Annotated in this window: 19 protein-coding genes and 1 tRNA gene; 19 read left to right on the plus strand and 1 reads right to left on the minus strand. The window is 46.9% G+C overall.

What is annotated here, in order from left to right; all coding sequences use genetic code 11:
- From hisF to H9Q77_RS06980, 18 genes are all read left to right on the plus strand, one after another.
- Complete coding sequence (gene hisF / locus H9Q77_RS06895) at positions 1 to 762, plus strand: imidazole glycerol phosphate synthase subunit HisF (protein WP_249326969.1); 762 nt, start codon at positions 1 to 3, stop codon at positions 760 to 762.
- 22 nt (positions 763 to 784) lie between these two features.
- On the plus strand, positions 785 to 1,459 hold the full coding sequence (locus H9Q77_RS06900) for a uracil-DNA glycosylase (protein WP_022153519.1): 675 nt from the start codon (positions 785 to 787) through the stop codon (positions 1,457 to 1,459).
- Between the two features lie 552 nt (positions 1,460 to 2,011).
- Positions 2,012 to 3,481 (plus strand): stage IV sporulation protein A, encoded by a 1,470-nt coding sequence (gene spoIVA / locus H9Q77_RS06905; RefSeq protein WP_334298686.1) that lies wholly within the window; start codon positions 2,012 to 2,014, stop codon positions 3,479 to 3,481.
- 205 nt (positions 3,482 to 3,686) lie between these two features.
- Positions 3,687 to 4,511, plus strand: a complete 825-nt coding sequence (locus H9Q77_RS06910) for a purine-nucleoside phosphorylase (protein WP_249326971.1) — start codon at positions 3,687 to 3,689, stop codon at positions 4,509 to 4,511.
- A 20-nt stretch (positions 4,512 to 4,531) separates the two neighbouring features.
- Positions 4,532 to 4,960 carry a cytidine deaminase gene (cdd, locus tag H9Q77_RS06915; RefSeq protein WP_118547199.1) on the plus strand — a complete coding sequence of 143 codons (429 nt, stop codon included), beginning with the start codon at positions 4,532 to 4,534 and terminating at the stop codon, positions 4,958 to 4,960.
- A complete protein-coding gene (locus tag H9Q77_RS06920; protein WP_249326972.1) occupies positions 4,957 to 6,261 on the plus strand; it encodes an amidohydrolase in 1,305 nt (434 codons plus the stop codon). Before cdd ends, H9Q77_RS06920 begins: the two co-directional genes overlap by 4 nt.
- A gap of 68 nt (positions 6,262 to 6,329) precedes the next feature.
- The gene (locus H9Q77_RS06925; RefSeq protein ID WP_249326973.1) at positions 6,330 to 7,760 is read left to right on the plus strand and encodes an NCS2 family permease; all 1,431 of its coding nucleotides are present in this window, start codon (positions 6,330 to 6,332) and stop codon (positions 7,758 to 7,760) included.
- 101 nt (positions 7,761 to 7,861) lie between these two features.
- A complete protein-coding gene (locus H9Q77_RS06930) occupies positions 7,862 to 9,571 on the plus strand; it encodes a MutS-related protein (RefSeq protein ID WP_249326974.1) in 1,710 nt (569 codons plus the stop codon).
- A gap of 90 nt (positions 9,572 to 9,661) precedes the next feature.
- The gene (locus H9Q77_RS06935; RefSeq protein ID WP_249326975.1) at positions 9,662 to 9,823 is read left to right on the plus strand and encodes a hypothetical protein; all 162 of its coding nucleotides are present in this window, start codon (positions 9,662 to 9,664) and stop codon (positions 9,821 to 9,823) included.
- A 5-nt stretch (positions 9,824 to 9,828) separates the two neighbouring features.
- Positions 9,829 to 10,827 (plus strand): helix-turn-helix transcriptional regulator, encoded by a 999-nt coding sequence (locus H9Q77_RS06940; protein WP_249326976.1) that lies wholly within the window; start codon positions 9,829 to 9,831, stop codon positions 10,825 to 10,827.
- A gap of 223 nt (positions 10,828 to 11,050) precedes the next feature.
- Entirely contained in the window at positions 11,051 to 13,240 is a 2,190-nt protein-coding gene (gene nrdD / locus H9Q77_RS06945) for an anaerobic ribonucleoside-triphosphate reductase (RefSeq protein WP_022152943.1), read from the plus strand.
- Between the two features lie 27 nt (positions 13,241 to 13,267).
- Complete coding sequence (gene nrdG, locus H9Q77_RS06950) at positions 13,268 to 13,777, plus strand: anaerobic ribonucleoside-triphosphate reductase activating protein (RefSeq protein ID WP_249326977.1); 510 nt, start codon at positions 13,268 to 13,270, stop codon at positions 13,775 to 13,777.
- A 14-nt stretch (positions 13,778 to 13,791) separates the two neighbouring features.
- Positions 13,792 to 14,304: a dCTP deaminase/dUTPase family protein gene (locus H9Q77_RS06955; protein ID WP_118547206.1), complete on the plus strand. Its 513-nt coding sequence runs from the start codon at positions 13,792 to 13,794 to the stop codon at positions 14,302 to 14,304.
- 236 nt (positions 14,305 to 14,540) lie between these two features.
- Positions 14,541 to 15,404 carry a DegV family protein gene (locus tag H9Q77_RS06960; RefSeq protein WP_249326978.1) on the plus strand — a complete coding sequence of 288 codons (864 nt, stop codon included), beginning with the start codon at positions 14,541 to 14,543 and terminating at the stop codon, positions 15,402 to 15,404.
- 1,220 nt (positions 15,405 to 16,624) lie between these two features.
- Positions 16,625 to 17,383 carry a TrmB family transcriptional regulator gene (locus H9Q77_RS06965; protein WP_249326979.1) on the plus strand — a complete coding sequence of 253 codons (759 nt, stop codon included), beginning with the start codon at positions 16,625 to 16,627 and terminating at the stop codon, positions 17,381 to 17,383.
- A gap of 83 nt (positions 17,384 to 17,466) precedes the next feature.
- Positions 17,467 to 18,450 (plus strand): diaminopimelate dehydrogenase, encoded by a 984-nt coding sequence (locus H9Q77_RS06970; RefSeq protein WP_118548134.1) that lies wholly within the window; start codon positions 17,467 to 17,469, stop codon positions 18,448 to 18,450.
- Positions 18,451 to 18,476: 26 nt separating this feature from the next.
- On the plus strand, positions 18,477 to 19,754 hold the full coding sequence (locus H9Q77_RS06975) for a diaminopimelate decarboxylase (RefSeq protein WP_022153980.1): 1,278 nt from the start codon (positions 18,477 to 18,479) through the stop codon (positions 19,752 to 19,754).
- 112 nt (positions 19,755 to 19,866) lie between these two features.
- Positions 19,867 to 20,910 (plus strand): S66 family peptidase, encoded by a 1,044-nt coding sequence (locus tag H9Q77_RS06980; RefSeq protein WP_249326980.1) that lies wholly within the window; start codon positions 19,867 to 19,869, stop codon positions 20,908 to 20,910.
- Positions 20,911 to 21,282: 372 nt separating this feature from the next.
- Here H9Q77_RS06980 and H9Q77_RS06985 read toward each other — a convergent pair.
- A tRNA-Leu gene (locus H9Q77_RS06985) sits at positions 21,283 to 21,365 on the minus strand.
- Between the two features lie 176 nt (positions 21,366 to 21,541).
- Here H9Q77_RS06985 and H9Q77_RS06990 point away from each other — a divergent pair.
- A complete protein-coding gene (locus tag H9Q77_RS06990; protein WP_022153982.1) occupies positions 21,542 to 21,862 on the plus strand; it encodes an anti-sigma factor family protein in 321 nt (106 codons plus the stop codon).
- Positions 21,863 to 21,871 lie beyond the last annotated feature (9 nt).

The raw sequence follows: 21,871 nt of genomic DNA on the forward strand, positions 1-21,871 counted from the left end.
ATGCATACAAAGAGAGTAATTCCCTGTCTGGATGTCAAAGACGGCAGAGTAGTAAAAGGCGTTAATTTTGTGAATTTCCGGGATGCCGGCGATCCGTCCGAAGTGGCTGCGGCATATGATGCGGCCGGTGCGGATGAAGTCGTATTTTTGGATATTACGGCATCGGCTGACAGCAGAGCGACACAGCTGGAATGGGTTCGTAAGGTGGCAAGTAAGGTGTTTATCCCTTTTACGGTCGGCGGTGGCATTCGTACGGTAGATGATTTTAAAGCAATCCTCAGAGAAGGCGCTGACAAGATTTCTGTGAATTCCGCAGCTATCATGAATCCGAGACTGATCAGTGATGCAGCAGAGAAATTTGGCAGTCAGTGTGTGGTTGTGGCAATCGATGCGAAAAAAAGAGCAGACGGCAACGGTTGGAATATTTATAAAAACGGCGGCCGGGTGGATATGGGCATGGATGCCGTGGAATGGGCGAGAACCGCAGAGAAGATGGGGGCGGGAGAAATATTGCTTACCAGTATGGACGGAGACGGCACCAAGGAGGGTTATGACCTGGCACTTACCAGAGCTGTGGCAGAGAGCGTGAGTATTCCGGTAATTGCCTCCGGTGGTGCTGGACAGCTGTCTCATTTCTATGATGCCCTGACCGAAGGAAAAGCGGAGGCAGTTCTTGCAGCATCTTTGTTCCACTATAAGGAACTTGAGATTCGACAGGTGAAGGAATATCTGCGTGAAAGAGGAATCAGTGTCCGTCTCTAGGGACGACAGGGAGGATTTGACGATGGCAATGATTACAAACGACTGGCTGACAGCGTTGGGAGGAGAATTTCATAAGCCATATTACAGACAGCTTTTTGAATTCGTTAAGGACGAATATAATACGACAGTGGTATTTCCACCGGCGGATGATATTTTCAATGCTTTTCATCTGACACCGTTAAGCAAGGTGAAGGTAGTGATTCTTGGGCAGGACCCTTATCATAACGTGGGACAGGCGCACGGACTTTGTTTTTCCGTGAAACCGGATGTCGATATTCCCCCTTCCCTGGTCAATATTTACCAGGAACTCCATGATGATCTTGGATGTTATATTCCTAATAACGGTTATCTGGTAAAATGGGCTGAACAGGGAGTACTGATGCTGAATACGGTACTTACCGTCAGAGCGCATATGGCCAATTCTCATCATGGGAAAGGCTGGGAAGAGTTCACCGATGCTGCCATCCGGGCTTTGAATGCACAGGACCGCCCAATCGTATTTATTCTGTGGGGGAGACCGGCACAGATGAAAAAAAGCATGCTGAATAACCCTAATCATTTAATTCTGGAAGCACCACATCCCAGTCCGTTATCTGCGTACCGTGGATTCTTTGGCAGCAGACCTTTCAGCAAGACGAATAATTTCCTGAAAGAACATGGCGTAGACCCCATCGACTGGCAGATTGAAAACGTGTAAATTGAGAGTTAGTGAAATACATTGGCAAAATCCACGAACTCCCGGAGCATGCGATACACATGTCTCGATGTAAGGTCTCCGGATGTGAATTTTCTACGAAAAGTGATGAGTAGTTCTCGTCATGACGGGGCCGCCTACAGTCGACATCCATGTCGACAATCGGCTGACGCGGACATCGTGTCCGCTTTCCCCCTGTCTTTCAGCACTTTTCTAGAAAATATCAACATCCTCCGACAAACATCTTCGACATGGCACCGCATACTCCGGGAGTTCTGCGTTTTGGAAAGCTTTCAAAAAGCCAGTAGCCCCGGCTGGGTATAAGAATAAGCAGTGCCGTAAGCAGACGTCGGTACTTAGCGGTCGTATTGTGACCGCTTATGTACCGCTACGCTCTGCGACAGAGCGCGAGCGTGCCGCGTTTCTTATACCCTGCCAAGGGCTACGGGGATTAGATACAATTTTCTTCGCTAACTCTTAAGTTAATTCATAATTGCGTGCCTCCTGCATATACATATAACACCAATGGCAGGAGGTATTTTTATGGACTATGCAGTGAAGACATACGATCTGTATCGGGATATACAACAAAGAACGGGAGGAGAGATATACATAGGGGTATTGGGACCGGTGCGGACGGGAAAATCCACGTTCATCAAACGCTTTATGGATGAAATGGTGCTGCCCTATATGGAGGATGAACATGCCAGAATGCGGGCACAGGATGAACTTCCCCAGAGTGCCGGAGGAAAGACTATTACAACTACGGAACCGAAGTTCATTCCCAGCGAGGCGGCAAAGGTGAGATTAAATGATGATATCGAGGTGTCAGTACGGCTGATTGACTGTGTGGGGTATATGATCGATGGTGCGGCGGGACATATGGAAGAAGATGCGGAGCGCATGGTGAAGACGCCCTGGTCGGAAGAAGAGATTCCATTTACCCAGGCGGCGGAGATCGGCACGGATAAGGTCATGCGGGATCACTCCACAATTGGTCTGGTGATCACTACGGACGGAAGTATCGGAGAACTCCCCAGAAGCAATTATCTCGGAGCGGAAGAGAAGACGATCCTGGCACTGAAAAAGTCCGGAAAGCCATTCTTAGTGCTGGTTAACAGTCAGAAACCTTATTCAGAGGAGACTAGACAGGTAGCGGAAGAGATCGGCAGCAAATACGATGTTTCTGTAATGCCGGTGAACTGCGAACAGTTAAAAAAAGAAGACATACACCGGATCTTGGAGAAAATTTTATATGAATTCCCGCTGACAGCGGTAGAGTTCTATTTTCCCAAATGGATGGATATGCTTCCCATAGACCATGCTGTAAAACAGGACCTGTTAAAGCAGATTCGGGAGTTGATGAATCATTATGATAAAATCCGGGATGTGGCGGAACAGCCGGTGCAGCTGCAGGGGGATTATGTAAGAAACTGTAAAATGGATCCAATCCAGCTGTGGAGCGGGATCGTTCAGATACAGGTAGGAATCGATGACAGATATTATTACGAAATGTTGTCCGGAATGCTGGAGGAAGATGTCGAAGATGAGTACCAGTTGTTACATAAATTAAAAGAGCTGGCAGGGATGAAAAAAGAATATACCAAGGTGCAGGATGCATTGACCATGGTGAAGATCAAGGGCTATGGTGTGGTGACTCCGGACAGAGAAGACATTGCGCTGGAAAAGCCGGAACTGATCCGCCACGGCAATAAATTCGGTGTCAGGATCAAGGCAAGCAGCCCATCCATACATATGATCCGCGCCAATATTGAGACGGAGATTGCTCCCATTGTAGGCACTGAACAGCAGGCACAGGATCTGATCCGTTTTATCGATCAGGCGGAAGCGGAACAGGGCATCTGGGAGACCAACATCTTCGGTAAGACGGTGGAACAACTGGTGGATGACGGCATTACCACGAAAGTTGCTTCTATTGGCGAAGAGAGCCAGTTAAAGCTTCAGGATACCATGCAGAAGATCGTAAACGACAGTAATGGTGGAATGGTTTGTATTATTATCTAATAGTTCAGACATCATCTGCATATCAGACAAATCATGCTTGCATGAATTTGACTGATTGACAGATGATGGGCTGAACGGAATAGTTTCCATTGCTTTTTTCCCATTCATTTTGTATAATACCTTTGTTGACTTTGCTTTATTTTTCGGGAAAACAGGAAGAATATTTGCTAAATTGCATGAAAATACAGTAAAACGGAGGACATAGATGAATCAGGTATATACAAAATTACAAAACTGCTATGAATGTGTGAGAAAACAGACAGATTTCGTACCTAAGGTGGCAATCGTCTTAGGCTCGGGCTTAGGTGATTATGCGGAACAGATCCGTGTGGAGACGGAGATCCCTTATGCCGGGATCGAGGGATTCCCCGTCTCCACCGTACCGGGACATGCCGGTAAATTTATCTTTGGTTATCTCGATGAGATCCCAGTGGTATGTATGAAGGGAAGAGTGCATTATTACGAAGGTTATGATGTGACGGATGTGGTACTTCCCACCAGGCTGATGAAGCTATTAGGTGCCAAGATCCTGTTCCTGACCAATGCGGCAGGCGGCGTGAACACTTCTTTTCATGCCGGTGATCTGATGCTGATCAGAGATCACATTTCCGTATTTGCACCCAATCCCCTGATCGGTGCCAATATCGACGAGCTGGGACTGCGTTTTCCGGATATGAGCCATGTCTATGACAAGGATTTACAGCAGATCATCCGCGAGACCGCGAAAGAGAACGACATCTATCTGCAGGAGGGTATTTACACCCAGTTGACGGGACCTTCTTTTGAATCTCCGGCAGAGATCCGCATGCTCCGGACACTTGGATGTGATGCGGTAGGTATGAGTACAGTAGTGGAGGCGATTGCAGCCAATCACATGGGAATGCGTATCTGCGGCATTTCCTGTATCAGCAATCTGGCGGCCGGAATGACGGATCAGCCCTTGAACCATGAAGAAGTGCAGGAAGCTGCGGATATGGCGGCACCCAGATTCAAGAAGCTGGTAACGGAATCCGTGAAGAGATTTGTATAGACAGGCAAAAGGAGATAAGGATGAACTTGATCTCAGAGACAGAAGAAACAGAACTGGTGAGACTGGCATTAGAAGCCAGAAAGCTGGCTTATGCTCCTTATTCCGGCTATACAGTGGGAGCAGCACTGCTTGCTGTGGACGGACACAGATATCTGGGTGGCAATATTGAAAATGCTTCCTACGGAGCCACCAACTGTGCGGAGCGCACTGCCTTTTTCAAGGCTGTCAGTGAAGGAGAGCGGACGTTTACCGCTATCGCCATTGCCGGTGGAACCGTAGGAGAGGATCCCGTGGAATATGCCTATCCCTGTGGTATCTGTAGACAGGTGATGCAGGAATTTTGCACGGATGATTTTGTGATCTATGTGGTAAAAAACGAACAGGATTATCAAAGCTACACATTAAAAGAATTACTTCCCTATGGATTTGGAGGAGATGCGATCAGATGAATATCAGATTATACAATGCACGAATTCTCACCATGGAGCCCGGCAGAGAAGTCTTCTATGGTGAAATATGGGTTAAAAATGACAAGATAGCCTATGTGGCGGAACAAAAAGAATTAGCGGAGGAATGGGACAGATCCCAGTTCCCGAGAATTGCCTGGGATATTGAACTGGATTGCAAGGGAAATCTTCTGATGCCGGGATTTAAAAATGCGCACACCCATTCCGGCATGACATTCTTACGTTCCATGGCGGATGACATGCCCTTAGACCAGTGGCTGAACAAGCAGGTATTCCCATTAGAGGCAAAACTGACCGGAGAGGATATCTATGACCTGACCAGACTGGCGGTATTGGAATATCTGACTTCTGGTGTGACATCTATTTTTGATATGTATCTGACTCCGGATACCATTGCGGAAGCCTGCCTGGATACGGGCATGCGCTGTGTACTGGTATCGGGACTGAACAATTTCAGCTCTTCCCCGAAGCAGGTAGAAGAAGAGTTCTTAAAATGGAATAAGAAGAATTCCCTGATCAGCTACCAGCTTGGTTTCCACGCGGAATATACCTGTTCCAAAGAACTGCTCTGGAAAGTGTCGGAAATGGCACATCATTACCGGACACCGGTATATGCCCATATCTCCGAGACAGAGAAGGAAGTGGAAGAGTGTAAGGCACGCTACGGCATGACACCGCCCATGTTCTTAGACTCTCTGGGAATGTTCGACTACGGCGGAGGCGGTTTCCATTGTGTCCATGTGACGAATCAGGATCTGGATGTCTTCCGCAGACATCATATGTATGTGATCACGAACCCCGGATCCAATACGAAGTTAGCCAGTGGTATTGCACCTATTGCCGATTATGTGCGTCATAAGATCCCGGTGGCGATCGGAACCGACGGACCTGCCAGCAACAACTGTCTGGATATGTTCCGTGAGATGTTCTTAGTTACCGGCTTGAGCAAGCTGTTAGAGAAAGATGCTGCCAGCATGGATGCCATGGAAGTATTGAAGATGGCAACGATGAATGGTGCTAAGGCAATGCGACTGAACCGGGCAGATGTTCTGGCGAAGGGCAAATACGCAGATCTTATCATGATCGATCTGCATCAGCCTAACATGCAGCCCATCCATAATATTCCAAAGAATCTGGTCTACAGCGGCAGCAAATCTAATGTCTGCATGACCATGATCGGCGGTAAGATCCTATACCGTAACGGAGAGTTCAACGTAGGAGAGGATCCGGAGCGCATTTACGCCAAGTGCGAAAAAATCGTAAAAAGACTGTTGACTGAGTAAGCAAAGAACTCAGAAGACATAGAAACGGAGTTCCCCGTGTGGCTCCCAGAATACTTAGGAGGGAAAAGATGTTAGAAAAAATCTTCAAACTGAAGGAAAACAACACCACGGTAAAAACAGAGATCATTGCCGGACTGACTACATTCATGACCATGGCTTATATTATAGCCCTGAATCCGAACCTGCTGACTGGTTTTGGCAAGGATACCATGCCGGAACTTTGGAACGGTGTTTTCCTGGCAACCTGTATTGCATCCGCAATCGGTACCATCGTAATGGCATTTCTGGCAAATAAGCCGTTTGCCATGGCACCCGGAATGGGACTGAACAGTTTTTTCGCAGTCGTAGTAACCAATATCGTAGCCCTGACCGGAATGACCTATGTAGCATCCTTCCAGTCGGCTCTGTGCATTGTACTGATCGAAGGTATCGTGTTCCTGGTTCTCTCCGTACTGAACATTCGTGAGAAGATTGTGGATGCCATTCCTCTGGGCGTGCGCCTCGGTATTGCACCTGCCATCGGTCTGATGCTGTTAAACATCGGTGTAGGCTCCAATGCAGGTATCTATTCCGAGAACGGCGGACCTTTTTATGCTATGAGAGACTTCTTCGGTGCACTGACACCTTCACTGGCTAAGACAAATATGGGTTCCGGTTATTCCGCAATGGTTCTGTCCGTTGTCACCATGTTCGTAGGTCTGTTTGCTATTGTTGTTCTGGCACAGAGAGGTGTTAAGGGTGCTGTATTACTGGGTATGCTGATCTCCAGCATCATCTACTGGGCAGGAGAGGCTGTCTTCCTGGGAACCAATCCCTTTGCTTCTCTGGCAACCGCATCCTTCGTACCTGCTTTCGGAGATATGGCTTCCACCACACTGTTTAAGTTTGACTTCCGGGGATTTGCAGAGATTGGCTGGTTTACCGCCATCACTCTGATCATTACCTTCTGTATCATTGATATGTTCGATACCATCGGTACTCTGGTAGGAACCGCAAGCCGTGCGGGAATGTTGGATAAAAATGGCAAAATGCCGAATATGAAGCAGGCACTTTTATCTGATGCAGTAGGTACAGTAGCAGGTTCCTTAACCGGTACTTCCACTGTTACCACCTTTGTAGAGTCCGCATCCGGTGTAGAAGCAGGCGGTCGTACCGGCCTGACTGCACTGACTACCGGTATCATGTTCCTGGCATGTATCTTTATTGCCCCCATCGCCGGAATCATTCCTGCGGCAGCTACCTCTTCCGCACTGATCTATGTGGGTGTACTTATGGTAGCAGGTCTTAAGAATGTAGATTTCGATGACATCTGCCAGTCACTTCCCGTGGCGCTGATGATGATCGCCATGCCGATCTCCGGATCCATCGGACATGCCATCGGCCTTGGGCTGATCACCTATACTGTGATCAAGGTATTTACCGGTAAGGCAAAGGATGTTTCTATACTTACCTATGTATTATCACTGATCTTTTTGTTAAAGTTCTTTATTGTCGCATAAAGAATTTTGATACATAAGAAATAGAAAAAAAGGTCAGAATATGGGGCGAGCACTGCACGGGTGGTGCCTGCCTTCTTATATCCGGAAAAGTGAGAGATAATATGGAGTTTGTTGTATTTACAGGTGTATTGCTTTTTATATTTTTATTCATGATCGTACAGGAACTTATGCAGGCAAAAAATGAGGAAAAAATGTTCCGGAACTCTCTTTTGGAAAATTACGGAAAAGAACCGCCGAAGGAATATTCGCTGGAGAGATTTGCAAGGCTTGACAGTTATCTGGAACGACATAAGGAAGAGAAACAGTTAGATGATATCACATGGAACGATCTGGGAATGGATGAGGTATTCTGCCGGATCGACCGGACATTGTCAGCGGCAGGAGAGGAATACCTGTATTTTACCCTCCGGAATATCTTCTGCGGGAAGGAAAAGCTGGACCATTTGGAGGAAGTGACCGGATGGTTTTTGGAGCAGGATGATACCAGGATCCGGGTACAACTGTTACTGAAAAAATTGGGGCATCTCGGGAAATACTCTCTCTATGATTATCTGGATAATCTCGACTATCTGGGAGAGCGTAACAATCGGAAGATATTGCTTTTAAATCTTCTGTATCTGCTGTTTGCCTCACTTTTATTCGTGCAGCCGGCGGTAGGGATCCTTGGGATCGTGGTGTGTATGCTGGGACATATATTGACATACTTTCGTGAGAAAAAAGTGATCGAACCGTATATTACAAGCTTCGCCTATGTGCTTCGCATGATCAATGTCTGTGAGGAACTGGGCAGACAGAAGATCCCGGTGTATAAAAAAGAATTGGAGGATTTAAACGAGGCGCTGAAAAGCCTGTGGGAATTAAAACGGGGTTCCTTTTGGGTAATGGCAGGAAATCAGGGGAAGATCGGCGGGAATCCGTTAGATATTATAGCGGATTATCTGCGGATGATATTGCATCTGGATATCTGGCAGTTTAATCTCATGCTTCGGAAATTAAGACTAAAGACCAATGAGGTGGACAGATTGTTAGGGATCACCGGCTATTTGGATATGGCAATCTCGGTGGGAGGCTTCCGCAGGTCCTTAGAGGGTTACTGTATTCCACAGCTGGAAGAAAATGCGAATAAGGTGTATCTGCATATGGAAGGCGGATGGCATCCGCTGCTTACGCATCCTGTGAAAAACAGTATCCGGGCAGACAGAGGTGTGCTGCTTACTGGCTCTAATGCCTCCGGGAAATCCACATTTTTAAAAATGGTGGCAGTAAATGCCGTTCTGGCACAGACGATTCATACCTGTACAGCGGAAAGCTATCACGCTCCGGTATTTCGGATCTTTTCTTCCATGGCGCTGCGGGATAGTATACAGAACGGCGAGAGCTACTATATTGTGGAGATCAGGTCCCTTAAAAGGATCCTGGATGCAGCACAGACAGAGACGGCTCCGGTGCTTAGTTTCGTGGATGAGGTTCTGCGGGGAACCAATACCGTGGAACGTATTGCCGCAGCTACGCAGATATTGATACATTTGTCTGAAAGCGGAGTGCTTTGTTTTACTGCGACCCACGATATCGAAATGACGGAACTATTGAAAGACTGTTATGACAATTATCATTTTGAGGAAGTGATCCGGGACGGCGACATCAGTTTCCCTTATGAACTGTTACCTGGGAGGGCAGGCACTAGAAATGCGATCCGGTTGCTGGCTCTCATGGGATACGATAAAGAGATCACGGAGAGAGCTGCGATGCAGGCGGAAGACTTTATACAGACAGGAAAATGGTCGGTGCAGACTCTTTTGGGGAATACTTGACGTTTGCGCCATATCGTTGGTATACTTCATTTAATAGAACCTCACGAAAAGACATTAGGAAAGCATAATAAGGCATAAAGGAGAAAAAATATGGCAGTCAGCTTTTTGAATTCATTTTTATCTTATCTGGTAGTATTGATAGTGATCGCGGCAGTAGGCGCTGTTGCTATTACCCTTGGAATTACTCTTCGCAAGAAGAAAAATAAAAAAGAGGGAATGCAACAGGCAAAGGAGTCCGCTGACGGAGAATAAGGGTTATGGCAAAATCGTCAGGACAGAAATTAAAGCTTTTATATCTGATAAAAATGCTGCAGGAGAACACGGACGAGAATCATCCAATGAGTACTCCGGATATTATAAAATACCTGGAGAATCAGGGAATCCATGCGGAACGGAAGAGCATTTACAGTGACATGGAGAGTCTTGCGGACTTCGGTTACGATGTGGTACAGGTGCAGAGCAGGCTAGGAGGCGGTTATTACCTCGGCAGTAGAGAGTTTGAACTCCCGGAATTAAAGCTGTTGGTGGACGCCGTACAGTCCTCCCGCTTCATTACCACGAAAAAATCCAGAGATCTGATCCGGAAGCTGGAGCAGATCGCTGGGAAAAACGATGCCGGCAAGCTACAGCGTCAGGTCTATGTTGCAGGCAGGATCAAGACGGAGAATGAGAGCATCTATTATAATATCGATGCCATTCATCGTGCCATTCAGGAGAACAGGCAGATCACTTTCGTGTATCTGGACTGGAACCTGCAAAAAGAACTGGTGCCCAGACTCGGTGGGGATAAGTGCGTCAGCCCCTGGGCCCTGATCTGGCGGGATGAAAATTATTATCTGGCAGCCTATGACAGTGAGGCCAAAGTTATCAAGCATTACCGGGTGGACAAAATGGGACAGGTGGAAGTGACGGTAAGTCCCAGAGAAGGGGTAAAACAGTTCTCACAGATCGACGTGACCTCCTATACGAACCAGACCTTCGGCATGTTTGCAGGGGAGGAGAGCGTGGTGACCATGGAGTTCCCGAAGCGCCTCATCGGTGTGGTACTGGACCGGTTCGGCAGAGAGGTGGATATCCGCCCTATGTCCGATACCATTTTCCGGGTGCGTGCGAAGGTGGCCGTCAGCGGACAGTTCTTCGGATGGCTTGCGGGAATCGGACCGGATGCCAGGATCGCAGCGCCGGAAGCAGTACAGAAGCGTTATGTACAGTGGCTTTCGGATATTTTGCGGGAACAGTCGGGAACCGCGGAATAAAAATGTATCCAAAATTTCACCCCCTTTTTTGTATAGTTTTCTAAAGGATCCCTCGTTGACAAGGCAGGGATTCTTTTTTATACTGATAGATAGCACCCACAATATATTGCTATCTGATACAGGCAAACACCATATATGGTATTTGTAAACGCTATCGTAAGTAAGGGGAATACAGCAGAATCCGGGCGTTTTCCGGACATTATCGTATGAAGGGAAGAGAAAAATGAGCAGCAATTTTGAACATGACCATGAAGAAAATGAAGATTATGGCAAACAGTTTAGACCGGACAGGGAGATCTATGTCGTAAAAAAGGACGGGAGCAAGGAGCTTTTTAATGTACAGAAGGTAATCAGTGCAGTAGGCAAAAGTGCATACCGCGCCCTGACGAAATTCACCAAAGAAGAAAAAGAGCAGATCTGCCAGTATGTGGTAGATAAGGTAAACGAACTGGAAGTGGATGAAGTTCCCATTCCCATTATGCACAATATTGTGGAAAGTGCCTTAGAGCAGGTGAAGCCGATCGTCGCAAAAAGCTATCGCGATTATCGTAACTATAAGCAGGATTTCGTACGGATGCTGGATGATGTCTATAAAAAGAGTCAGTCCATCATGTACATCGGAGATAAGGAAAATGCCAACACGGATTCCGCTCTGGTATCTACCAAGCGTAGTCTGATCTTTAATCAGCTGAACAAGGAACTGTATCAGAAATTCTTCCTGACCACGGAAGAGATCCAGGCATGTCGTGACGGCTATATTTATGTGCATGATATGTCTGCCAGAAGAGATACCATGAACTGTTGCCTGTTTGATGTGCAGAATGTCCTGACGGGTGGCTTTGAGATGGGCAACATCTGGTATAACGAGCCGAAGACTCTGGATGTGGCATTTGATGTTATCGGCGATATCGTCTTAAGCGCTGCCAGCCAGCAGTATGGCGGATTCACCGTACCCAGCGTGGATCTGATCTTAGAGCCTTACGCCGAGAAATCCTATAATAGAGCCCTGGCAAAATACGAGAGACTTGGAGTAGCCGCAGATGTGGCGGAGAGAGAAGCGCTTGCGGATGTGAAGAAAGAATTCGAACAGGGCTTCCAGGGATGGGAATATAAGTTTAACACCGTGGCAAGCAGCCGTGGCGATTATCCTTTTATTACCGTGACTGCTGGAACCGGCACCGGTAAATTTGCCCAAATGGCAACGATTACTATGCTGGAAGTCCGCAGAAAGGGACAGGGAAAAAAGGATCATAAAAAGCCCGTTCTGTTCCCGAAGATCGTATTTTTATATGATGAGAATCTACACGGTCCCGGTAAGCCGCTGGAAGATGTATTTGAAGCCGGCGTGGAGTGCTCTGCCAAGACCATGTATCCCGACTGGCTGAGTCTGACCGGTAAAGGCTATGTGGCAAGCATGTACAAACAGTATGGAAAGATCGTATCTCCCATGGGATGCAGAGCTTTTCTGTCTCCCTGGTATGAGAGAGGCGGCATGCATCCCGCAGACGATAAGGATCAGCCGGTATTCGTGGGCAGATTCAATATCGGTGCGGTATCCCTGCATCTGCCCATGATCCTGGCAAAAGCGAGAAAAGAGAGCAGAGACTTCTACGAAGTGCTGGATTACTATCTGGAACTGATCCGTCAGCTCCATATCCGTACCTATGCTTATCTGGGTGAGATGCGTGCATCCACCAACCCGCTGGCATATTGTGAGGGCGGTTTCCTGGGCGGACATCTGAAGCTGACAGACAAGATCAAACCGTTACTGAAATCTGCAACGGCAAGTTTTGGTATTACAGCGCTGAATGAACTGCAGGAACTCTACAACGGCAAGTCCCTGGTAGAGGATGGGGCCTTTGCTGTGGAAGTACTTGAGCATATCAATCAGAAAATTTCAGAATATAAGGAAGAGGACGGCAACCTGTACGCCATCTACGGAACTCCCGCAGAGAATCTGTGCGGTCTGCAGGTAAAGCAGTTCCGTAAAAAGTATGGTATTATTGAGGGCGTATCCGACAGAGAATATGTCAGCAACAGCTTCCACTGCCATGTGACAGAGGATATTACCCCTATTCAGAAACAGGATCTGGAGAACCGTTTCTGGGATCTGAGCAACGGCGGCAAGATCCAGTATGTAAAATATCCGATTGATTATAATACCGAGGCAATCAAGACACTGATCCACAGAGCTATGGACATGGGCTTCTATGAAGGCGTTAATCTGTCGCTGGCATATTGCGATGACTGCGGACATCAGGAACTGGAAATGGATGTATGTCCTGTCTGCGGCAGCCGTAATCTGACCAAGATCGACCGTATGAATGGCTATCTGTCTTACTCCAGAGTACACGGAGATACGAGACTGAATGATGCCAAGATGGCGGAGATCGCAGAGCGTAAGAGTATGTAGATATGTAGAGACAGGATGGACAGATAAATGAGATATCATAATATAACCAGGGACGATATGCTGAACGGCGATGGTCTGCGGGTCGTACTGTGGGTAGCAGGATGTAACCATTGCTGCAGAGAATGTCAGAATCCCATTACGTGGGATCCCGACGGAGGGCTTTTATTTGATGAGGCTGCGAAACAGGAGATTTTTGAGCAGCTGGAGAAGCCATATATTTCCGGAATCACATTTTCCGGCGGAGATCCCATGCATCCCGTGAACCGCGCTGATGTGAGAGAGCTGATGCATGAGATCAGAGAAAAATACCCCACGAAGACGATCTGGATGTATACCGGAGACAGCTGGGAGGACATCTACGATCTGCCGATCATGCAATATGTGGATGTCGTGGTGGACGGAGAGTTCCATGTGGAAGAAAAAGATGTAAAGCTTCTGTGGAAGGGCAGTAAGAACCAGAGGGTGATCGATGTGAAGAAGACACTTGCCGGAGAACATCCGGAAGATGCAGTACTGTACTGCGGAGATTATAAGTAAAGGAAAGATTAACCATGCATAGAATTGCTAAATTTCATTTTGTGAGTCCTGCACAGTTTATGACTGCCATGCAGGAGGAATATCCGAAGTATACGGAGGAACAGATCAAGGAAATGTACGAGGCTCTGAAGCTTCCGAAGAGAGCTACGAAAGGAAGCGCCGGATATGATTTCTTTGCCCCGTTTACTTTTAAACTGACACCCGGAGAGACTATTAAGATCCCGACCGGTATCCGGGCGGAGATGCAGGAAGACTGGGTACTGCAGATCTACCCCAGAAGCGGCCTGGGCTTTAAATACAGACTGCAGATGAACAATACGGTTGGCATCATTGACAGCGATTATTTCTTTTCGGACAATGAAGGTCATATTTTCATGAAGATCACCAATGATTCTAACGAGGGCAAGACAGTGGAGATCCCTGCAGGAACCGGATTTGCCCAGGGAATTTTCATGCAGTACGGTATCACAGAGGACGATGATGCGGAAGGCATTCGCAACGGTGGCTTCGGAAGTACTACAAAATAATTCATAAGAGTAAAATCCCCCGAATGGGACATGATGAAGTTGTGATATGTACCCAAAGGGGGACTTTTTATGCCACAGAACATGCAGTATGTCGATGGACGGATGGAACTTAGTTATGAGGATACTAAATGTGACAAAATGTATCACTTTTGCTGGCAAAATTGAAAAGGTTGCTTGTCAATGATATAATGGCGCAAAAGAAGAGCCATAAAATTTATAATATCAGGAGGCAATCAATGTTTAAAATCGTTACAGACAGTACAGCAGATCTCCCCGCAGAATATCTGCAAGAACATGACCTTGGATGTATAAATCTCAGTTATATTATGGATGGTGTGACTTATGGGCAGGGACAGGAACTTCCCGAGAAAGAGTTCTATGCACTGATGAGAAACGGCAAAATGCCCACCACTTCCCAGGTGAATCCGGAGGAAGCAAAGAATCATTTCCTGAAATATTTAAAGGAGAACAAAGAGATCCTGTGTATCGCCTTTTCTTCTGGATTGAGCGGTACCTATAACAGTATGCGCGTAGCAGCGGAAGAGATTATGGAGGAACAGCCGGATTGCAGGATCATTGTCATTGACAGCCTGTGTGCTTCTTTGGGAGAGGGACTGTTAGTGCATAAGGCAGTTACCTTAAGAGACCAGGGTAAGTCCTTGGAAGAAGTGGCAGAGTGGGTAAAAAATAATCGTCTGCATCTGGTGCATGTATTTACCGTGGATGATCTGTATCATCTCTATCGCGGGGGTCGTGTCAGCAGGGCGACAGCAGTCGTGGGAACATTAGCAGGTATTAAACCCAAGCTCCATGTGGATGATGAAGGACATCTGATTGTCATCGGCAAGGTGAGAGGACGGAAAAAATCCCTGCATGCATTGGTGGATTATATGGAAGAGAAAATGGTTTCTTACCGTGATCAGAATGATATTGTGTTCATCAGCCACGGGGATGATCTTCCGGCGGCGGAACTGGTAAGAGACCTGGTGAAGGAGCGGTTCGGAATCGACAGCTTCCTGATCAATTATGTCGGACCTACCATTGGATCCCATTCCGGTCCCGGAACACTGGCGCTGTTTTTCATGGGAGAGGAAAGGTAAATTGAAAGTTAGTTGAATACATTGGCAAAATCCACGAACTCCCGGAGCATGCGATACACATGTCTCGATGTAAGGTCTCCGGATGTGAATTTTCTACGAAAAGTGATGAGTAGTTCTCGTCATGACGGGGCCGCCTACAGTCGACATCCATGTCGACAATCGGCTGACGCGGACATCGTGTCCGCTTTCCCCCTGTCTTTCAGCACTTTTCTAGAAAATATCAACATCCTCCGACAAACATCTTCGACATGGCACCGCATACTCCGGGAGTTCTGCGTTTTGGAATATAAAGCTTCCGTGTTATACCTTCGGTTTTCACGATTTGGGTATCTGCAATAGAATAAGCTTCGCATACCCTCCAACTATCCACAGCGTGGGTATCAGAAGCAAAACAAGCTTCGCATACCCATAAACTTTCCACAGCGTGGGTATCAGCAACGAAACAAGCTTCTCATACCCACAAACTTTTCACAGTGTGGGTATCAGCAACAAAACAAGCTTCTCATACCCACAAACTTTTCACAGCGTGGGTATCAGCAACAAAACAAGCTGCTGATACCCACAAGCTTTCCACAGTGTGGGTATCAGCAGCGAAACAAGCTTCTCATACCCATAAACTATTCACGTTGAGGCGGAAGAATGGGTACAGAGAAGCTTGATTCTATCTCCTGTGCCCACGTTGAGGCGGAAGAAGGGTACAGAGAAGTTTGTTCCTGTCCCCTGTGCCCACGCTGCGGCGGAAGAAGGGTACAGAGAAGCTTGCCCCTGTCACCTGTGCCCACGCTGCGACGGAAGAAGGGCACAGAGAAGCTTGCTCCTGTCATCTGTGCCCATACTGCGGCGGAAGAAGGGTACAGAGAAGCTTGCCCCTGTCACCTGTGCCCACGTTGCGGCGGAAAAATGGGCACAGGCGGAATTTGTCCTGTCTACGGCGCCCCTACGTTACGAGCCATGCACCCAATTCATAAATGTGTCGCAAAGGGCGCTCCACATTTATTTCATTGAGGGCTGTCGAGTGTGTCCGTTGGACGCACAGTATAAAGTCAAAAACAAAAACAGCGACTTGTGAGCAAGCTCCCAGATCGCTGTTTCTGTTTTGACTTTGCATGGCTCGTAACTCTCAAGTTACTGACATCTTTTCTCAATAATCATTTCCCCTATTGACAAAACAAGAATTCCTTACTATAGTGTTCCTGTAAAGAACTACTAATGGAGGGCTCATGGAAGAAGCGGCAATCGTAGAACAACTTACTCTGTTTGGACTGAGCAGGCAGGAAGCTGCAATATACCTGTGTCTTCTGAAAAATGAGGAATTAACAGGATATGAGGTGGCGAAGCTGACCGGAATATCCAGGTCCAATGTGTATAACGGACTGGCATCTCTGGTGGAGCATGGTGCTGCTTACGTGATGGAAGGGACATCTTCCAAATATCTGGCTGTGGCACTCCCCGAATTTTGTGATAACAGGGTCCGGTATCTGATGAAAGTAAAGGAGCGACTGGTGGCCGACGGCCCGAAAAAGTCTCTCCCCCGGGAAGGGTACATAACCATTGAAGGATATGAGCACATCTGTGATAAAATCCGGCATATGATTCTCGGAGCGGAAATGCGGATCTATTTTTCCGCAACAGGAGCTTTTTTGGAAGAATGGACAGAGGAAATTCGGGAACTGGTGAAGGCAGGGAAAAAAGTAGTCCTGATCTCAGAGGATAATAAAGAACTTTTTTCCAAAGACGAAGAATTACGTGGCGGTATCATACAATACCGTGTACCGGAGCATTTCAGAGAGCCGGAGGAAGAGGAACAGCGGTCAGATCAAATCCGTCTTATTATAGATTCCGAGTATATTCTTACCGGTACGGTGACCGGGAAGAGTGATGATGCCTGTCTCTACAGCGGTCAGAAGAATTTTGTCAGAGTTTTCAAGGATGCCATGCGCAACGAGATCGCCCTGATCAGAATTGCCCGGAATGAATAAAGCTTACAACACTTTTTCTGTTGTGGAAGAATGGAAATGGTGTTTCCATATGCAAATAATTTATAAAAAGAAAGGGATAGAAAATGAGTATCAGAGTTGCAATTTTAGGTTATGGTAATTTAGGAAGAGGAATGGAATGTGCGGTAAAGCAGAACGATGACATGGAGCTGGTGGCAGTATTCACCAGAAGAGATCCTGCTACAGTGAAGACTTTAACAGATGTAAAGGTATACAATGTAGATCAGTTACTGTCCATGCAGGACCAGATCGATGTACTGGTACTGTGCGGAGGTTCCGCAACCGATCTGCCGAAGCAGACCGCAGAGTATGCAAAGTATTTTAATGTGGTGGACAGCTTTGATACGCATGCGAAGATTCCCGAGCATTTTGCACAGGTAGATACTGCTGCTAAGGAAGGCGGCAAGGTAGCTATGATCTCCGTAGGCTGGGATCCCGGTATGTTCTCTCTGAACAGACTGTATGCCAATGCCATTTTAAGAGACGGCAGTGACTATACTTTTTGGGGGAAGGGTGTCAGCCAGGGACATTCCGACGCTATCCGCCGTATCCCCGGGGTTAAGGACGCCAAGCAGTACACCATTCCTGTAGAAGCCGCATTGGAAGCTGTCAGGAATTGTGAAAATCCGGTATTGACCACCAGACAGAAGCACACCAGAGAGTGTTTTGTGGTAGCAGAAGAGGGCGCAGACAAGGCACAGATTGAAGAGCAGATCAAGACTATGCCTAACTATTTTGCAGACTATGATACCACGGTACATTTCATCACAGAGGAAGAGCTGCAGAGAGATCATGCAGGGATTCCTCATGGCGGATTCGTATTGCGTACCGGCAAGACCGGCTTAAACGGTGAGCATGATCATGTGATCGAATACAGCTTAAAGCTGGATTCCAATCCGGAATTTACTTCCTGTGTACTGACTGCTTATGCAAGAGCAGCCTATCGTATGAACCAGGAAGGTCAGAAGGGCTGCAAGACCGTATTTGATGTTGCTCCCGCATACTTAAGTACTCTGACTCCGGAAGAGATGAGAAGTACTTTATTGTAATAAATATAGACTTAGAGGAGATACTTATGGAAAAAAAGGCATTTGTTACCAAAGAAATGATCGAAAAGATCGTAGAAAAATATCCCACACCGTTTCATATCTATGATGAAAAGGGAATCCGTGAGAATGCAAAAGCACTGAAAGAGGCATTTGCATGGAATAAGGGGTACAAGGAGTTTTTTGCAGTGAAGGCGACTCCCAACCCGTTCCTGATCAATATTTTGAGAGAATATGGCTGCGGATGTGACTGCTCCTCTCTGACAGAGCTGATGCTGAGCAATGCCATGGGTGTAAAGGGAGAGGACATTATGTTCTCATCCAACGATACTCCGGCCCATGAATTTGAATATGCGGCAAAAATCGGTGCTACCATTAATCTCGACGACATCACCCATATCGATTTCCTGGAGAAGACCATCGGTTATCTGCCCAAGACCTTAAGCTGCCGTTACAATCCCGGCGGATATTTTTCCATCAGTAATAACATCATGGACAATCCGGGAGATGCCAAGTACGGCTTCACCACGGAGCAGATGTTCGAGGGATATAAGATCCTGAAGGCAAAGGGTGTGGAGAATTTCGGTATTCATTCCTTCCTTGCCAGCAATACGGTAACAAATGACTATTATCCCACACTGGCGAGAGAACTGTTCGAATTGGCAGTGAAGCTGAAAGAAGAGACCGGCGCGCATATCACCTTCATCAATCTGTCCGGTGGTATCGGAATTCCATATCGTCCGGATCAGGAGCCTAACGATATCCGGGCCATTGGCGAAGGCGTGCGTAAGGTATACGAGGAGGTTCTGGTACCTGCCGGTATGGGTGATGTTGCAATTTATACGGAGCTTGGCCGCTACATGATGGCGCCTTACGGACATCTTGTAACCCAGGTCATCCATGAGAAGCACACACACAAGGAATACATCGGTGTGGATGCCTGCGCTGTGAACCTGATGCGTCCTGCCATGTATGGTGCGTACCATCACATCACCGTACTGGGCAAGGAGAACGAACCCTGCGATCATAAGTATGACGTGACCGGTTCTTTGTGTGAGAACAACGACAAATTTGCCATTGACCGGATGCTGCCGAAGATTGACATCGGTGACTATATCGCAATTCACGATACCGGCGCACATGGGTTTGCTATGGGATATAACTACAATGGTAAGTTGAAGTCTGCGGAACTTCTGTTAAAAGAAGATGGCAGTGTGGAAATGATCCGCCGTGCTGAGACACCCAGAGATTATTTCGCAACGTTTGACTGCTTCGATATTTATAACAAGATTGACTTTGACGCATAACTCTTACCCATAGGAGGGCGATATCCCGGAATGCGAATGGACATTGCGATTTCGAAAGTGCAGAGTACGAAGTGATCGTTTATGCATAGTATATACAGGAGGATACGAAGCAATGAGATATCCGAAAAATATACAGCAGGGAGGGACCATCGGATTCGTGGCCCCTTCTTTTGGCTGTCAGATAGAACCTTATTACAGTGCCTTTGGTAATGCACAGAAAAAGTTCCGTGAAATGGGTTACCAATTACAACTGGGACCCAACTGCTATGCGGGAGAGGGGATCGGTATCAGTAATACACCGGAAAAATGCGGTCAGGAACTGACCGAGTATTATTGTAGCAGAGAAAACGACTGTCTGATCTCCTGCGGAGGCGGCGAACTGATGTGTGAGACTATGAGTCATGTGGATTTTGAACGCCTGAAGGCGGCAGAACCCAAGTGGTATCTGGGATATTCCGACAATACTAACATGACCTATCTGCTGGCAACCATCTGTGACACGGCATCTGTTTATGGACCCTGCGCAGCGGCATTCGGTATGGAACCCTGGCATTTGTCGTTAACGGATGCATTTGGCCTGCTGAAGGGAGAGACGAAGGAAGTACACGGTTACGACAAGTGGGAAAAGGAATCTCTGAAAAACGAGGAACATCCGCTATTACCCTACAACACGACAGAAACCAGAGTATTGAAAAGCTTTTTGGGCAGACAGGCAGCAGGAGCCGGACAGAAAATTCAATTTTCCGGAAGACTTTTAGGTGGATGCATGGATTGTCTGGTGAATTTGTTGGGCACCCGGTTTGATAAAACAGGAGCTTTTCTGGAAAAATATAAAGAGGACGGAATCATCTGGTTCTTAGAAGCCTGTGATCTGAATGTTTTTGCAATCCGTAGAGCGATGTGGCAGATGGAGGAAGCCGGGTGGTTCCGGTATGTCAAAGGTTTCCTGATCGGCAGACCCTTGTGTTTTGGACAGGAGATGATGGGACTGGATCAGTATCAGGCGATCCTCTCTGTAGCTGGTGAGAAGAATGTTCCTGTGATCATGGATGTGGATCTGGGACATCTGGCACCGATGATGCCTATTGTGACAGGAAGCCTTGCGGAAGTAAGGGTATGTGACAATGACATTACCATCCGTTATGACTACCGGTAAAAACGTATAAATTCTCATAAACGGTATAGAAATCAAAAGGCTCATCCCGGGAGGGAGAGCCTTTTTGCAGTGTGCGCGGCAGGGTCACGCTCTATTCATCGAAAACAATATTAGCAGCCGAAATTAAAGTAGCCGCAAAATGCATTCAACCACTGAGAACAGTTAATGAATCTGAAACACATACTTTCTTCCTCCTTTTCCTGTTGCATGGTGTCCGGTTACGTCTGTGTTAGCTAAGCACAAATGAATTGTAACAATTTTGTAACAATTTATCCATAGGGGATGATTGGCAATAAAATGGAAAAAGCAGGAAATGGGATTCGAGTATAAAAAGGGAAAAAGAAAGCGCAGAACCTTAAGCTCTGCGCATACTGCCGGCAATGGGACTTGAACCCATACGGTGTTGCCACCAACAGATTTTGAGTCTGCCTCGTCTGCCATTCCGACACGCCGGCTAATCAAACACTCACAACGGAATTTATCTTAACATAGATTGAAAAGCTTGACAAGAGTTTTTTTCCCAAATATGGATACTATTTTTCTAGTCTTTTTCCACAAGATGTTGTATAGTAGATGTGTATGGGTATAGGGGAATACGACCTATAGTGATGGAAGCAAACAGGGTGGAAGCATGAATTGCAAAGAATTTGAAAAAAATATTCCTGAATTTATAGCCGGGAAACTTGATTTCCTGACGTTACAGGAGTTTGGAGAACATATGCAGGAATGTCCCGGATGTAAGGAAGAACTGGTGATTCAGTTCCTGGTGACGGAAGGTATGCAGCGTCTGGAAGACGGTGATGCTTTTGACCTGCAGAGAGAACTGGAGATTCGCCTGACGGAGGCAAAGCGCAAGGTGAAGATTCATATGTCTTTTTTGAAGGCAGGAGCCGTACTGGAAGTGATCACGGTGATTTTTCTCCTGGGATTTCTAGGATGGATCATCTCGTAGCATGTAATT

It is taken from the genome of Simiaoa sunii (genome assembly GCF_014337175.1).
In the GTDB taxonomy this organism is placed as follows: domain Bacteria; phylum Bacillota; class Clostridia; order Lachnospirales; family Lachnospiraceae; genus Acetatifactor; species Acetatifactor intestinalis.

What these genes read in the sequence shown, in the direction of transcription:
- H9Q77_RS06940 (WP_249326976.1), top strand. Translation starts at nt 9,829, where the DNA reads ATGGCAAAATCGTCAGGACAGAAATTAAAGCTTTTATATCTGATAAAA.
- H9Q77_RS06970 (WP_118548134.1), top strand. Translation starts at nt 17,467, where the DNA reads ATGAGTATCAGAGTTGCAATTTTAGGTTATGGTAATTTAGGAAGAGGA.
- H9Q77_RS06965 (WP_249326979.1), top strand. Translation starts at nt 16,625, where the DNA reads ATGGAAGAAGCGGCAATCGTAGAACAACTTACTCTGTTTGGACTGAGC.
- cdd (WP_118547199.1), top strand. Translation starts at nt 4,532, where the DNA reads ATGAACTTGATCTCAGAGACAGAAGAAACAGAACTGGTGAGACTGGCA.
- H9Q77_RS06935 (WP_249326975.1), top strand. Translation starts at nt 9,662, where the DNA reads ATGGCAGTCAGCTTTTTGAATTCATTTTTATCTTATCTGGTAGTATTG.
- H9Q77_RS06900 (WP_022153519.1), top strand. Translation starts at nt 785, where the DNA reads ATGGCAATGATTACAAACGACTGGCTGACAGCGTTGGGAGGAGAATTT.
- nrdD (WP_022152943.1), top strand. Translation starts at nt 11,051, where the DNA reads ATGAGCAGCAATTTTGAACATGACCATGAAGAAAATGAAGATTATGGC.
- H9Q77_RS06910 (WP_249326971.1), top strand. Translation starts at nt 3,687, where the DNA reads ATGAATCAGGTATATACAAAATTACAAAACTGCTATGAATGTGTGAGA.
- hisF (WP_249326969.1), top strand. Translation starts at nt 1, where the DNA reads ATGCATACAAAGAGAGTAATTCCCTGTCTGGATGTCAAAGACGGCAGA.
- nrdG (WP_249326977.1), top strand. Translation starts at nt 13,268, where the DNA reads ATGAGATATCATAATATAACCAGGGACGATATGCTGAACGGCGATGGT.
- H9Q77_RS06990 (WP_022153982.1), top strand. Translation starts at nt 21,542, where the DNA reads ATGAATTGCAAAGAATTTGAAAAAAATATTCCTGAATTTATAGCCGGG.
- H9Q77_RS06955 (WP_118547206.1), top strand. Translation starts at nt 13,792, where the DNA reads ATGCATAGAATTGCTAAATTTCATTTTGTGAGTCCTGCACAGTTTATG.
- H9Q77_RS06975 (WP_022153980.1), top strand. Translation starts at nt 18,477, where the DNA reads ATGGAAAAAAAGGCATTTGTTACCAAAGAAATGATCGAAAAGATCGTA.
- H9Q77_RS06920 (WP_249326972.1), top strand. Translation starts at nt 4,957, where the DNA reads ATGAATATCAGATTATACAATGCACGAATTCTCACCATGGAGCCCGGC.
- H9Q77_RS06980 (WP_249326980.1), top strand. Translation starts at nt 19,867, where the DNA reads ATGAGATATCCGAAAAATATACAGCAGGGAGGGACCATCGGATTCGTG.
- H9Q77_RS06960 (WP_249326978.1), top strand. Translation starts at nt 14,541, where the DNA reads ATGTTTAAAATCGTTACAGACAGTACAGCAGATCTCCCCGCAGAATAT.
- H9Q77_RS06925 (WP_249326973.1), top strand. Translation starts at nt 6,330, where the DNA reads ATGTTAGAAAAAATCTTCAAACTGAAGGAAAACAACACCACGGTAAAA.
- H9Q77_RS06930 (WP_249326974.1), top strand. Translation starts at nt 7,862, where the DNA reads ATGGAGTTTGTTGTATTTACAGGTGTATTGCTTTTTATATTTTTATTC.